The 13,384-nt window shown below is 73.4% G+C and carries 11 protein-coding genes; 6 read left to right on the forward strand and 5 right to left on the reverse strand.

The window, feature by feature from the left end; all coding sequences use genetic code 11:
* The first annotated feature begins 362 nt into the window (after positions 1–362).
* Positions 363–1,334 (forward strand): RIO1 family regulatory kinase/ATPase, encoded by a 972-nt coding sequence (locus tag AB0K51_RS33670; protein WP_363461921.1) that lies wholly within the window; start codon positions 363–365, stop codon positions 1,332–1,334.
* Between the two features lie 38 nt (positions 1,335–1,372).
* On the opposite strand, the gene AB0K51_RS33675 is transcribed toward AB0K51_RS33670, so the two are convergent.
* The gene (locus tag AB0K51_RS33675) at positions 1,373–2,245 is read right to left on the reverse strand and encodes an MBL fold metallo-hydrolase (protein ID WP_363461923.1); all 873 of its coding nucleotides are present in this window, start codon (positions 2,243–2,245) and stop codon (positions 1,373–1,375) included.
* A gap of 208 nt (positions 2,246–2,453) precedes the next feature.
* On the opposite strand from AB0K51_RS33675, the gene AB0K51_RS33680 reads away from it, so the two are divergent.
* The 3 genes from AB0K51_RS33680 to AB0K51_RS33690 all read left to right on the forward strand — a co-directional run bounded on the left by AB0K51_RS33680 (position 2,454) and on the right by AB0K51_RS33690 (position 5,360).
* Positions 2,454–4,328: a protein kinase gene (locus AB0K51_RS33680; RefSeq protein ID WP_363461925.1), complete on the forward strand. Its 1,875-nt coding sequence runs from the start codon at positions 2,454–2,456 to the stop codon at positions 4,326–4,328.
* A 166-nt stretch (positions 4,329–4,494) separates the two neighbouring features.
* Positions 4,495–4,719, forward strand: a complete 225-nt coding sequence (locus tag AB0K51_RS33685) for a hypothetical protein (protein WP_363461927.1) — start codon at positions 4,495–4,497, stop codon at positions 4,717–4,719.
* Positions 4,720–4,841: 122 nt separating this feature from the next.
* Positions 4,842–5,360 (forward strand): RICIN domain-containing protein, encoded by a 519-nt coding sequence (locus tag AB0K51_RS33690; RefSeq protein ID WP_363461929.1) that lies wholly within the window; start codon positions 4,842–4,844, stop codon positions 5,358–5,360.
* Positions 5,361–5,367: 7 nt separating this feature from the next.
* On the opposite strand, the gene AB0K51_RS33695 is transcribed toward AB0K51_RS33690, so the two are convergent.
* On the reverse strand, positions 5,368–6,234 hold the full coding sequence (locus AB0K51_RS33695; protein ID WP_363461931.1) for an ABC transporter permease: 867 nt from the start codon (positions 6,232–6,234) through the stop codon (positions 5,368–5,370).
* Positions 6,235–6,337: 103 nt separating this feature from the next.
* Complete coding sequence (locus AB0K51_RS33700; RefSeq protein WP_363461933.1) at positions 6,338–9,079, reverse strand: alpha/beta fold hydrolase; 2,742 nt, start codon at positions 9,077–9,079, stop codon at positions 6,338–6,340.
* A gap of 172 nt (positions 9,080–9,251) precedes the next feature.
* Between AB0K51_RS33700 and AB0K51_RS33705 the strand changes: the two genes are divergently transcribed.
* Positions 9,252–10,262, forward strand: coding sequence for a mechanosensitive ion channel domain-containing protein (locus AB0K51_RS33705; protein ID WP_363461935.1), 1,011 nt, complete (start codon positions 9,252–9,254; stop codon positions 10,260–10,262).
* 5 nt (positions 10,263–10,267) lie between these two features.
* Here the strand turns inward: AB0K51_RS33705 and AB0K51_RS33710 are convergent, their stop codons facing one another.
* Together AB0K51_RS33710 and AB0K51_RS33715 are read right to left on the reverse strand one after the other, a co-directional pair.
* Positions 10,268–10,729 carry a GNAT family N-acetyltransferase gene (locus AB0K51_RS33710; RefSeq protein WP_363461937.1) on the reverse strand — a complete coding sequence of 154 codons (462 nt, stop codon included), beginning with the start codon at positions 10,727–10,729 and terminating at the stop codon, positions 10,268–10,270.
* 1 nt (position 10,730) lies between these two features.
* Positions 10,731–11,669, reverse strand: coding sequence for an RluA family pseudouridine synthase (locus tag AB0K51_RS33715; RefSeq protein ID WP_363461939.1), 939 nt, complete (start codon positions 11,667–11,669; stop codon positions 10,731–10,733).
* A gap of 133 nt (positions 11,670–11,802) precedes the next feature.
* On the opposite strand from AB0K51_RS33715, the gene AB0K51_RS33720 reads away from it, so the two are divergent.
* Entirely contained in the window at positions 11,803–13,329 is a 1,527-nt protein-coding gene (locus AB0K51_RS33720; protein WP_363461941.1) for an FMN-binding glutamate synthase family protein, read from the forward strand.
* Positions 13,330–13,384 lie beyond the last annotated feature (55 nt).

Consider the following 13,384-nt stretch of genomic DNA (forward strand, 5'->3'; position numbering starts at 1 on the left):
CGATGTGCTGTGGGCGATGCTGCGTGACAAGAGGCTGTTCACCTCCGCCCCGTCGGTCACGCAGACGGCTTGACACGATCATTGAGATTCCTTCCCTATCACTCCCCATGATGGGAGGGATTCGACCTGATGGCAAACTTCAATAAATCGCTTGCGCCCTGCGCTCAGCTCACTAGGGTGTTCACGTCCGCCCGAAGTACCGGGTGCGGGCCTGACGAAGAGGAGGTGTGTCCGGATGGTTGCCGCCGTGTCGCGGCGCGCCTTCGCGTGCGCGCCATACGCCCTCCTCTTCCGTCACCTCCCCACCGGCTGACAGCGCGTCACACCGCGCCCCGGTGGGCCACTCCCCTGGAGCCACCGCAGTGCGTGAGCGCTTTGCCGACAACGATTCCTTCTCCCGTATCCGCCCCAAGGGCGCCCCTCGACGCGGCCGCCGGTCCGACCGGTTCGACGATGCCGAGGTCGAGTACTTCCCCCTCCTCGCCGACGAGTTCGGTGACTACGACGACAACGACGACGCCGACGAAGCCCCGGTCACCGACGGCCCGGCCGAGGGCGACCGCTGGTCGACCTGGGACCAGTCCACGCCGACCGAGAAGGGCCCCGAACCGCGCCCCGGCTGGGTGGTGACGGAGCTGGCCGCCGTCGACACCGAGCTCGGCATCGTGAAGACCGGCAAGGAGGCAGACGTCTTCCTGCTGGAGCGCTCCGTGCCGGGCACCGACCGCCGCACCCTGATGGCCGCCAAGCGGTACCGGGACGCGCAGCACCGCATGTTCCACCGCGACTCCGGCTACCTGGAGGGCCGCCGGCACAAGGAGTCCCGGATCAGCCGGGCGATGGAGAAGCGGACGGCGTTCGGCAAGGAGGCGATCGCCGGGCAGTGGGCGGGCGCCGAGTTCGCCGCGCTGAGCCGGCTCTGGTCGGCCGGGGTGGCGGTGCCGTACCCGGTGCAGATCACCGGGACGGAGATCCTGATGGAGTTCGTCGGCGACGAGAACGGCGTCGCCGCGCCCCGCCTCGCCCAACTCCGGGCCGAGGAGGCCGATGTCGACGACCTGTGGGCGCAGCTCGGCCGCAGCCTGTCGCTGCTCGCGCTCGGCGGGTACGCGCACGGCGACCTCTCGGCGTACAACATCCTGGTGCACCGCGGCCGCCTGGTGATCATCGACGTCCCGCAGATCGTGGACGTGGTCGCCAACCCGCGCGGCCGTTCCTTCCTGGAGCGCGACGTGCGCAACGTCGGCGCCTGGTTCACCTCCCGCGGCCTGCCGGAGCACCGGGTGGACGAGCTGGTCGCCGTCCTGGCCGCCGATGCCCGGCTGGACCGGTAGCGGCGCGTGGGCCGCGGAGCGTCACTCCTGGGTCGGCGTCACTCGTCGGGCCAGAGCACGAACCGCGGCAGCGCCGTCCGCTGCGGCTGCCCGCCGAGCGCGGTGAGCGCCTCGCGGATCTCCCGGAGGTGGCCGGGGTTCAGCTCCAGCGGCGGCTCGTCGGGCTGGTGGGTGCTCCGGATCGGGTAGTCGACGCCCGGTTCGGCGGTCATCTCGATGTGGCAGCCCAGCACGTGGGTGACGTTCCGTCGGCCGGCGAAGTCGATCAGCCGGTCGACGGTGCGGGTGAACGCCGCCCAGTCCTCGATGTACAGCCGCCCCGGGTAGACGGTGTCGCCGGTCAGCAGGAACCCGGTCCACGGGTCGAAGAAGGTGACGGCGGCCCGGTGGTGCCCGGGGGTGGCCAGGCACTCCAGCACCCGGCCGCCGAGGTCGATCCGGGCCACCGCGTCCGGGTCGGCGTCGAACCCGAAGTAGGGCCAGGCGTGTTCGATGGCCGCACCGACCAGCTCGGTGCCCGGCCGGTCCGCGAACTGCCCGTCCCCGGCGACGTGGTCGCCGTGCGGGTGGGTGTGCAGCACCAGCAGCCCGTACCCGTCCCGCGGGTGCCGCGCCAGCCACCCCTCGAGCAGCTCGTCCACCGTCCGCCGCAGCGGCAGGTACGCGGCCTCGGCGGTGGCCCCGGTGTCCACCAGCACCGCCCGCTCGTTCCCGAACAGCAGGAACAGGAACGGCGCCTCGTAGTTGACCGCCATGTTCTGACGCAGGATCACCGTGTGCTCGTCGTACGCGTACACCTGCAGCTCGGGGTCGGTGTCGTGCTTGGCCGACGGCGACCCGTGGATCCACCGCACCCCCAGCGGCCGCGCCGCGGGCCCGGCGGCGGCGAAGTCGATCGGCACGGGTTCCATGGGCGCTCCAGCGGGTCGGTCGGGTCGGATCGGCTCTGCCCTGACCGTACGTCAGTGCTCGGCCGCAGCCGAACGGTTGGGGGTGCCAACGGGGTGTAGAGTGCCGCCGGATGATGGTCAGCTCATCGGATCCGTCTTCCCATCGGACCCGTGAGCAGCCAGACTTCATTGCTGACAGGTTGTCCAGCACGCTTGGGGGAGCGGACAGATGTGGGGTCGGGGGACGGTACTCGGGGGCCGCTACGCCCTGACGGAGCGGCTCGGCAGCGGCGCGATGGGCGAGGTCTGGCGCGCCGACGACCGGGTGCTGGGCCGTCAGGTCGCGGTGAAGATCGTGCTGCCGGCGCTGATGGAGGACGAGACCTTCGCCGCCCGGTTCCGCCGCGAGGCGACCGTGCTGGCCGCGATGAACCACCGCGGCGTGGTGCACATCCACGACTACGGCGAGGACGGGTCCGACCCGACCGCGAAGACCGCCTACATCGTGATGGAACTGCTCGCCGGCGGTCCGCTGGACAAGGTCCGCGGCCGCAAGGGGAGTTACCCGCCGGACCGGGCGCTGGACGTCGCCGCGCAGGTGCTCGACGCGCTGCACGCCGCCCACCAGCAGGGCATCGTGCACCGCGACATCAAGCCGTCCAACCTGATGGTGGACCAGGACGGCCGGGTCACCGTCACCGACTTCGGCATCGCCCGCACCCTGGCCGACACCCGGATCACCACCGCCCACGCGGTGATCGGCACCGCCCTGTACATGGCCCCGGAACGCGCCGAGGGCAAGGACGCCTCGGCCGCCTCCGACCTGTACTCGGTCGGCGTGGTGCTGTACGAACTGCTGGCCGGCAAGCTGCCGTTCAACGGCGAGACGCCGCTGGAGGTGGTCCTCAAGCACGTCCGCGACCCGCTGCCGGAGCTGCCCGAGGGCGTCCCCGCGCCGGTGCGCGCGGTGGTCGCCCGGGCGCTCGCCAAGCAGCCGCAGGACCGCTACCCGGACGCCGCCGCGATGGCCGTCGCCGCCCGGCAGGCGATGTCCACCCCCGCCGGGCTCGGCGCGGTGGTGGCCCTGGCCGGCCCCGACGAGGCGTCACCCGCCGCGCCCGCCGCGCCCGCCCCGGCCGCTCCGGTGGCCGCCGAGGCGCGGACCGAGCCCACCCCGAGCCGGGACAGCCGCAACCGCCGCCGCCTGGTCGCGCTGGTCCTGCCGCTGGTGGTGGTCACCGGCGGCGTCACCGCGCACCAACTCGACCTGATGCCCTGGCAGTCCGGCCCGGGCGGCGCGGCCGTCGCCAAGTCCTCCGGCACCCCGGGCGCCACCGGCTCCCCGGTCGCCGCCACCGGCCCCTCCGCCGGCGCACCGGCCGCCGGGTCCACCGCCCCGCCCGCCACCGACGCCGCCGGGAACCCGCTGCCGCCCGGCACCCCGCCCGACGGCGCACCCGCCGCGGGCACCGGTAGCAACCCCGGCACGGGCACCGGGACGGGCAGCAACCCGGGCACCGCCGTCGGCGGCAACGCGGCGGGCGGCGGTGCGGCGGCCGGAGGTGCGGTCGGCGGCGGCGCGGCCGCGGGCGGCAACGCCGGGGGCAACGCGGGCGGTTCGGGCTCCACCACGACCACCCCGCCGAGCCAGCCCAAGCCGACCACCGCCAAGCCCACCACCCCCGCGAACGGTTGCGGCGGCTCGGGCTGGGGCCGCCTCACCAACGTCGGCGACGGCCTGGCCATCGGCCTCGGCTCGGACAGCCTCACCGCGGGCGTCTCCGTGGTGGCCGGCGGCTACACCGGGTACGGCTGGATCAAGACCACCGACGACACCGGCATGACCACCTTCACCGCCTGCAAGCCCGGCAGCACCGCCCTCGGCGTCCGCTACGCCGGGAGCCCCTCCATCGCCGAACTCGGCGGCTCCACCTCCTACGGCGACACCACGGTCTGGGCGCTGGCCGACGCCGGCAGCGGCACCTTCCAGGTCAAGTTCCCCTACGGCCCCGGCAGCTGCCTCACCGACCACGGCTCCGGCAACCAGCTCACCGTGGAGAGCTGCACCCCCGGCGCCAAGTCCCAGCTCTTCCGCTTCGGCTGACGGCCACCCGGCCCGGGACACGCACAACCTGCTGTGGGCGGTCGGGCAGACCGCGTGGTGGTACCGGCCCACGGGCACGGTCACGTCGAACCGCTGGCCGGCCCGGCCGTTGCCCGACCAGACCATCAGGCCCTGCCCGTTGCCGCAGTCGGAACTCGGGACGCCCATGCAGGCGATCACCGCGGTGCCGGAACCGGCCCGGGCCGACGACAACGTCAGCATCGACACCTCGCCGCCCTACCGGATCCAGGACGTCAACAGCGGCCAGTGTGCGTTGACCCGGGGCTACGCCGAGGGCGCTCCCGTGTTCCAGTACGTGGGCATGGGACTGGTCAACGCGTACTCGGGCAAGTGCCCGGTCATCCAGACGACTGCCGGCGACGTGCGCTGATGATCAGTCAACTACATTGCCCTGAACCTTCGTTACCTAAAGTTCGCTTTCGCACCAGCCTTCTCCCTGGCATCCTTCCGGCGGGGGGAGTTCCCTCGTACACAAACCACGAGGACATGACCATGAACAAGCTGAAGCGCGGCCTCGCCGTACTGTTCTCCGCCGCCGCCCTGGCCGCGGTTGCGGTACCGGCCCAGGCCGACGACGGGATCATCTTCGACACGTCGTTCAAGTACCAGATCCAGAACATCAACAGCGGCCAGTGCGTGGTGACCCAGGGCTACACCGAGGGCGCGCGGGCCTTCCAGTACTACTGCGACAACTACGACGACCAGAAGTGGTGGTTCCACCCCGACAGCGGCGACGTCGGCTTCCAGGTGAGCAACGAGAACAGCGCCCAGTGCCTGGAGGTCGCCGACTGGCGCACCGACAACGGTGCGCCGGTCCGGCAGTGGACCTGCACCGGCGGGGCCAACCAGAAGTGGAAGATCCGCTCCAACGGCTGGGCGGGTTGGGAACTGATCAACATGTACTCGGGCAAGTGCCTGGTGATCCAGAACCTGAACCCCGGCTCCCAGGCCTTCCAGTACGACTGCAACCCGGCCTGGATCGACCAGCTCTGGCGCCTGCGCCAGGCCTGACCCTCCGTCAGGACACCACGTCCTTGCGGGCGAAGCCGCGGAAGGCCAGCGCCAGCAGGATGACGGAGTAGGACAGCGAGAGGACGACGCCCTGCAGCATGCCGCCCCATTCGAGCTGCGGCTGCAGGGCGTCGGCCCAGGCGTACTGCCAGTGGGCGGGGAACCACTCGCGCAGGGAGCCGAGGGCGGTGACGGCGTCCAGGACGCCGGTGACGATGGAGGCGAAGACGGCGCCGCCGACCGCGCCGAGCGGGGCGTCGGTGGCGGTGGAGAGCCAGAAGGCGAGCGCGCCGACCACGATCTGGGCGAGGAAGACGTAGGCGACGGCGATCGCCAGCCGGGGCAGCGCCTCGGTCGCGGAGAGGCTGACGCCGGTGGGCAGCTTGAGGTCGCCCCAGCCGTACGCGGCGGTGCCGACCAGCAGGGCGACCGTCGGCAGCAGGACCACCGCGGCGGCGGAGAACGCCAGCGCCACGGTGAACTTGCGCACCAGCAGCCGCGCCCGCGGCACCGGCGCGGACAGCAGGTACCGCAGCGAGGACCAGCTCGCCTCGGAGGCCACCGTGTCGCCGCAGAACAGCGCCACCGGGATCACCAGCAGGAAGCCGGTGCCCATGAAGAGCAGCGTGGTGGCGAAGTTCGGCCCGGACGCGGTGGCCAGTTCGATGAAGGTGGTCCGGTCGGCGCGGTCCGGCGTGCCGCCGATCTGGAAGGCGGCCAGCACGATGAACGGCAGCACGGCGAGCACCGCGCCGACCACCAGGGTGCGGCGGCGGCGCAGCTGCCGCATCGCCTCGACCCGCAGCGGCAGCGTCCGGCTCGGCCGGTAGCCGGGCGCGGCGGTGCCCTGGGCGGGGTCCACTACGGTGCTCATGCCCACTCCTCGCTTCGCTCGTCGCGTGCTCTCGCACAACGCGCAGCCCTACTGATGAGCTCTCCCCCAGCCTTGGCGGCCGGGAGGTGCCCCCACCGCTCGCTCAAGCCGCTCCTCGGATCAGGGACAGGAAGGCGTCCTCCAGCCGTCGCTGCGGGCCGACGCCCGCCACCGGGACGCCCAGGCGCACCAGTTCGGCGGTCAGCCGGCTCGCGGGCAGCCCGTCGAGGCGGACCAGCAGCCCGCCGTCCGTCGCCTCGGCGGCGGCCACGCCGGGCAGCGCGGCCAGCTTCTCGGCGACGGCCGCCGCGCCGTCGAAGCCCGCGTCGACGGTGACCAGCAGCTGCTCGCCCGCGCCGGTGATCTCCGCGGTCGGCCCGGCGGTGACCAGGCGGCCGCGCTCCATCACCACCAGGTGGGTGCAGGACTGCTCGACCTCGGCGAGCAGGTGGCTGGAGACGATGACGGTGCGCCCGGCGGCGGCGTAACGGACCATCACCTCCCGCATCTCGCGGATCTGCGGCGGGTCCAGCCCGTTGGTCGGCTCGTCGAGGATCAGCAGGTCGGGCAGGCCCAGCATGGCCTGGGCGATGGCCAGGCGCTGCCGCATGCCCTGCGAGTAGGTGCGCACCGCCCGCTCCAGCGCGTCGCCGAGCCCGGCGATCTCCAGCGCCTCGGCGAAGTGCGCGTCCTCGACCGGACGGCCGGTGGCCGCCCAGTACGACTCCAGGTTGGCCCGGCCGGAGAGGTGCGGCAGGAACCCGGCGCCTTCGACGAACGAGCCGACCCGGGAGAGCACCGGCGCCCCGGGCCGCACCGCGTGCCCGAACACCCGGATCTCGCCCTCGTCGGGCCGGATCAGGCCCATCAGCATCCGCAGCGTGGTGGTCTTGCCCGCGCCGTTCGGCCCGAGCAGGCCGAGCACCTGCCCGGCCTCCACCCGCAGCGACAGCTCGCGCACCGCGTACCGGTCGGCCGAGCCCCGGTAACGCTTCGACAGGCCGGTGATCTGCAGCGGCACGTCGGCCAGCGCCGGGTCCGGCGCGGGCACCGCGTCGCGCCGCCGGCGGCCGAACACCAGCAGTGCGCCGATCGCCAGCGCGACCAGCGGCAGCACCCAGGTGCGGGCGGGCAGCGGCGCGGACTCGGTGGTCAGCCCGTCGACGGTCGGCAGGCTCAGCGGCCCGGCGGCGGCCACCCGGTAGGTGGCGGCCTGCGCGGGCGTGGCGTACGCCAGGTCGGTGCTGGCCAGCACCAGCCGCAGCCGGTGCCCGGCCGGGAAGTCGTGGTCGACGGCGGGCAGCCGCACCTGCACCGTCCGCCCGCCGGGGGCGTCGGCGCCGGTCACCCGCAGCGGGGCGACCAGTTGCTGCGGCAGCGACTGCTTGCCGTCCGCGCCCACGTCGTACAGCTTGGCGAACAGCACCGCCTCCGGGGTGTCCGCCTGGACGTGCACCGAGACGGTCGGCGCACCGGTCAGGTGCAGCGAGGTCGCCAGCGGCTGGGAGTCGAAGCCCGCGAACTGCCCGGGGAAGTCCAGCGCCAGGCCCGCGCCCACCGAGGAGAGCTGCGCCAGCGCCCCGATGCCGGGCAGCGTGGAGATGTTCGGCGGCGCGCCGCCCGGCGGGTTGGCGATGGCCTGCTCACGGCCCGTCAGCTCGACGCTGCGCCGCGCGGTACCGTCCAGGCCGGGGTAGGCGTCGGCGTCCGCGCCGCGCAGCACCGCCTGGAAGCCGGTGGAGTCCACCCCGCCGGTGCGGGTGACCCGGAACGCGGGGCCGGTGCCGTTCGAGGCGCCCTTCAGGTAGTGGTCGAACCAGGCGGTCACCCGGGCGTCGGCCCGGGTGCTGGTCTCCTGCCCGCCGTCGTGGCCGGCGCCGAACCAGTCCACCGCCACCGGCGCGCCGTTCGCCGCCACCGCCCGGGCGATCGCGTCGCCCTGGTCGAGCGGGAAGAGCGAGTCCTGCTGACCCTGCGTCACCAGGGTCGGCACCTTGATCCGCGACGCCACCGAGGACGGGCTGGAGCGCTCCAGTACCGCCACCGCGTCGGCGTCCGGCCGCCCGCTCGCCGCGACCCGGTTGTACATCGCGCACAGCTCGTCCTGGAACCGTCCGCAGCCCACCGGGCCCGGCTCCGGCGAGCGCCCCGCCGCGCCCGGCCCGCCGGTGGCGGAGGCCGAGCCGGTCGTGAAGAAGATCCCGGCCCACAGCTTCTTGAACACCCCGTCGGCCGCCGAGGAGCCCTGCGCGGCCTGCGGGAACAGCGCGTCCGCCAGGTTCCACCAGGTGATCTGCGGCGCGATCGCGTCGATCCGGGTGTCGTACCCGGCCGCCAGCAGCGACACCGCGCCGCCGTACGACGCGCCGGTGACGCCCACCCGCGGGTCGCCCGCGCCGTCCAACTGCACCTCGGGGCGCTGCGCCAGCCAGTCCACCAGCCGGGAGACGTCCGCGACCTCGCGCTCCGGCTGGTTCAGCCCGATCCGCCCGGTGGAGTGCCCGAAGCCGCGCGCCGACCAGGTCAGCACCGCGTACCCGGCGCGGGCCAGCTCCTCGGCCCGCGCCCGCTCGTCGTCCTTCGACCCGCCGAAGCCGTGCGCCAGCAGCACCGCCGGGCGCCGCTCCGAGCCGCCGGAGGTGAAGAAGGAGGTGTCGATCCGCACGGTCTGCGCGCTGCCCGCGACCTCCGGCAGCTCCAGGAACCGGTCCTCCCGGTGCACCGCGGCCGGCTCGCCGGCCATCGCGACCGCGCCACCGCCGACCAGCAGCGCAGCGACCACTACGGCCGCCACCGCCGCCCTACGACGTGTCAGCCACCCGCGCCACGCCCCACCGAAGCCCATGACCGGTGATCCTAACCGCGCCGCTAGTAGGGGATCCGTTAGGGCGGGTCCTTCGCATCACGCCGGGCGGCCGGTCCCGCCCGCCGCTCCCGAACACCCGCAATCCACCGCGATATGGTGCAAATCCCCCACCGTCCGGTCCCGCACCGCCCAGCGCCCCGCGAGGTGACCCGTGTTCTGGCCGCTCGCCAGCCTGCTCACCGCCGTGCTGGCCACCCTCTTCGCCGGCTGGCTGGTCGACCAGGTCCTGCAGAAGCTCTCCGTGCGACACCCCGACACGCCGGTCTGGGCGCTGCTCCGGCGGTGCCGCGTCCCGCTCCAACTGGTGCTGCTGTCGGTCCTGTTGCTCGCCGTGCAGCCGGTCCGGAAGATCTTCCACACCGAGGACGACGACATCCGCCACGGCGTCCTGCTGGTGCTGATCGCCAGCCTCGGGTGGCTCACTGTCCGGGTCCTGGCCGCCGTGCTGGAGACGGTCTTCCGCCGCTACGAGACGGTCACCGAGGACGCCTCCCGGGTGGGGCGGGTGCGCACCCAGCTCGGCCTGGTCCGCCGGGTCGGCTCCGCGGTGGTCGTGGTGGTCACGGTCGGCGCGATGCTGCTGACCTTCGACGCGATGCGCACCGTGGGCGCCAGCCTGCTCGCCTCGGCCGGCATCATCGGCATCGTCGCGGGCATCGCCGCCCAGTCCGCGCTCGGCAACTTCTTCGCGGGACTGCAGATCGCCTTCAGCGACACCGTCCGGATCGGCGACACCGTCGTCCTGGAGGGGCAGCAGGGCACCGTCGAGGAGATCACCCTCTCCTACCTGGTGCTCCGGCTGTGGGACCACCGCCGCCTGGTCGTCCCGGTCTCCTACTTCGTCTCGAAGCCGTTCGAGAACTGGACCCGCCGCGACCCGGGTCTGCTCGCCTGGGTGCTGCTCCACGTCGACCACCGCACGCCGGTCGAGGCGCTGCGCACCGAGCTCAAACACCACCTGGACAGCACCGACCTGTGGGACGGCCAGGAGTGGTCCCTGACCGTCACCGACAGCACGCCGTCCACCATCGTGGTCCGCGCCATGATGACCGCCCGCAGCCCGGACGACGCCGCGGCCCTCAAACTGGCCGTCCGGGAGTACCTGCTGGCCCACCTGAGGGACCGTCACCCGGAGGCGCTGCCCCGGGTGCGGACCGAGTAGGGCGCCTACAGCACCCGGGTCATGGTCCGGTGCGCGATGCCCGCGTCCTGGTAGACCGGGCCCTCGGCCGCGTAGCCGAGCCGCTCGTAGAAGCCCGGCGCCGCGACCTGGGCGTGCAGCTCCAGCGTGACGGCACCGCGTTCCCGGCCCTGCTCCTCGACCGCGCGCACCAGCCGCGCCCCGAGCCCGGTGCCGCGGGCGGACCGCACCACGGCGAGCCGGACGAGCAGCACCCGGTCGGCGACGCCGCCGGTGACCTCCAGCGCCTGCGCGCGCGAGATCAGCCGGGCGGTGCCGAGCGCCGCGCCGTCCGCCCCGGTCGCCAGCAGGTGCAGCGAGGTCGCGTCGTACGCGTCGTACTCCAGCTCCTCGGGGACGTTCTGCTCCTCGACGAACACCTCGCGCCGCACGGCGCGCACCAGCGCCAGTTCGTCCTCGGTGCCCGCGACCCGGATCTCGACGGTCATGTCAGCTCTCCGCCGCGATCACGTCGAGCGCGTTCTGCAGGTCCTCGGGGTAGCTGCTGGTGAACTCCACCCAGCGGCCGTCCTCGGGGTGCTCGAAGCCCAGCGACACGGCGTGCAGCCACTGCCGGGTCAGGCCGAGCCGCTTGGCCAGCGTCGGGTCGGCGCCGTAGGTGAGGTCGCCCACGCACGGGTGCCGCAGCGCGGACATGTGCACCCGGATCTGGTGGGTGCGGCCGGTCTCCAGCTTGATGTCGAGCAGCGAGGCGGCGCGGTAGGCCTCGATCAGGTCGTAGTGGGTGACCGACGGCTTGCCGTCGCGGGTGACCGCCCACTTCCAGTCGCTGCTGGGGTGTCGGCCGATCGGCGCGTCGACGGTGCCGGACAGCGGGTCGGGGTGGCCCTGGACGAGCGCGTTGTAGCGCTTCTCGGTGACCCGGTCGTGGAACTGGCGCTTCAGGTCGGTGTAGGCGCGCTCGGACTTGGCGACCACCATGATCCCGGAGGTGCCGACGTCGAGGCGGTGCACCACGCCCTGGCGCTCGGCGGCGCCCGAGGTGGAGATCCGGTAGCCGGCCGCGGCCAGACCGCCGATCACGGTGGTGCCGGTCCAGCCGGGGCTGGGGTGGGCGGCGACGCCGACCGGCTTGTCGATGACCACGATGTGCTCGTCGTCGTGGATGATCCGCATGCCCTCGACGGCCTCGGCGACGATCTGCACCGGCGCGGCGGGCGCCGGGATCTCCACCTCCAGCCAGGACCCGGCGGTGACCCGGTCCGACTTCCCGGCCACCGCGCCGTCCAGGGTCACCTTGCCGTCGGCGGCCAGCTCGGCGGCCTTGGTGCGGGAGAACCCGAACATCCGGGCCAGGGCGGCGTCCAGCCGCTCGCCCTCCAGGCCGTCGGGAACGGGGAGGCTACGGGTCTGCGCTGCGATACTCACCCACCCGAGTATGCCCGACCCGCACCTGCCCCCCTGGCCGCAGCCCGGTCCGCCGGGCCTCCTAGCATCGGCTCGCACCACCGTACGACGGCTCCGTCAACGGGGACGGGCCGGACCCGAGGGGGGAACGTCCATGAAAGCCCGCACGATCGGCACCGCCGCCGCGGCCGCGGTGGCCGCGCTCGCGGCCCGCGACCTCGTGCAGAAGCGGCACGCGCTGCTCCGGAACTTCCCGGTCGTCGGACACGCCCGGTACCTGCTGGAGCGGATCGGCCCGGAGCTGCGGCAGTACATCGTGACCTCCAACGAGGAGGAGCGGCCGTTCAGCCGCGACCAGCGCACCTGGATCTACGCGTCGGCGAAGGAGGAGAACAACTACTTCGGCTTCGGCACCGAGGTCGACGTCGCGCACGCCCAGGGCCGCGCCTACCTGAAGCAGCGCACCTTCGCCGGGGCGCTGCCCGACGCGCACGACCCGCAGGCGGCACTGCCCTCGGCCAAGGTGCTGGGCGGGCCGCGCGGCCGCGCCAGGGCGTTCCGGCCGGGCAGCGTGGTGAACATCTCCGCGATGAGCTTCGGCTCGCTCTCCGGCGCGGCGATCACCGCGCTCAACGAGGGCGCGGCACTGGCCGGCGCGATGCACAACACCGGCGAGGGCGGCCTCTCCCCGTACCACCGGCGCGGCGGCGACCTGGTCCTGCAGCTGGGCACCTCGTACTTCGGCTGCCGCAACGAGGACGGCAGCTTCAACCTCGACAAGCTCAAGGACGTGGTCGCCGGCGCCCCGGTCCGGGCGATCGAGATCAAGCTCTCCCAGGGCGCCAAGCCGGGCCTCGGAAGCATGCTGCCCGGCGCGAAGGTGACCCCGGAGATCGCCGCGATCCGCGGCATCCCGGCCGGAAAGGACTGCGCCTCGCCCTCGCGGCACAGCGCGTTCGGCGACGTCGACTCGATGCTGGACTTCGTCGAGCTGCTCGCCGCCGAGACCGGCCTGCCCGTCGGGATCAAGAGCGCGGTGGGCGAGCTGGACTTCTGGCAGGAGCTCGCGGGCCTGATGGCGCGCGGCGACCGCGGCGTCGACTTCGTGACCGTCGACGGCGGCGAGGGCGGCACCGGCGCGGCGCCGCGGATCTTCGCCGACTCGGTGTCCCTGCCGTTCCGGATGGGCTTCTCCCGGGTCTACGGCACCTTCGCCGAACTCGGGCTCACCGACGAGCTGACCTTCATCGGCTCCGGCAAGCTCGGTCTGCCGGAGAACGCCGCGGTGGCCTTCGCCCTCGGCGTCGACATGATCAACGTGGCGCGCGAGGCGATGCTGTCGATCGGCTGCATCCAGGCCCAGAAGTGCCACACCGACAAGTGCCCGACCGGCATCGCCACCCAGAACCCGTGGCTGGCCCGCGGCCTCGACCCGGAGTCGAAGGCCACCCGCGCCGCCGTCTACCTGCGCACCCTGCGCAAGGAGCTGACGAAGGTCTCCTCCGCCCTCGGCGTCGCCCACCCGGCCCTGATCACGGCCGAGGACGTCGAGGTCATGAACGGCGACTACGAGGCCCGCACGCTGGCCGGCGTCTACGGCTACAAGGAGGGCTGGGGCACCCTCGGCCCCGAGCTCGCCGCGGAGATCACGGCCCTGGTGACCGGCCGCCCGGTCGGCTGAGCCGCACCCGGACCCGAAACGGCTCCGCCCCGCCCACCGACGTCTCGTCGGTGGG

It is taken from the genome of Kitasatospora sp. NPDC049285, from assembly GCF_040678815.1.
GTDB lineage: Bacteria > Actinomycetota > Actinomycetes > Streptomycetales > Streptomycetaceae > Kitasatospora.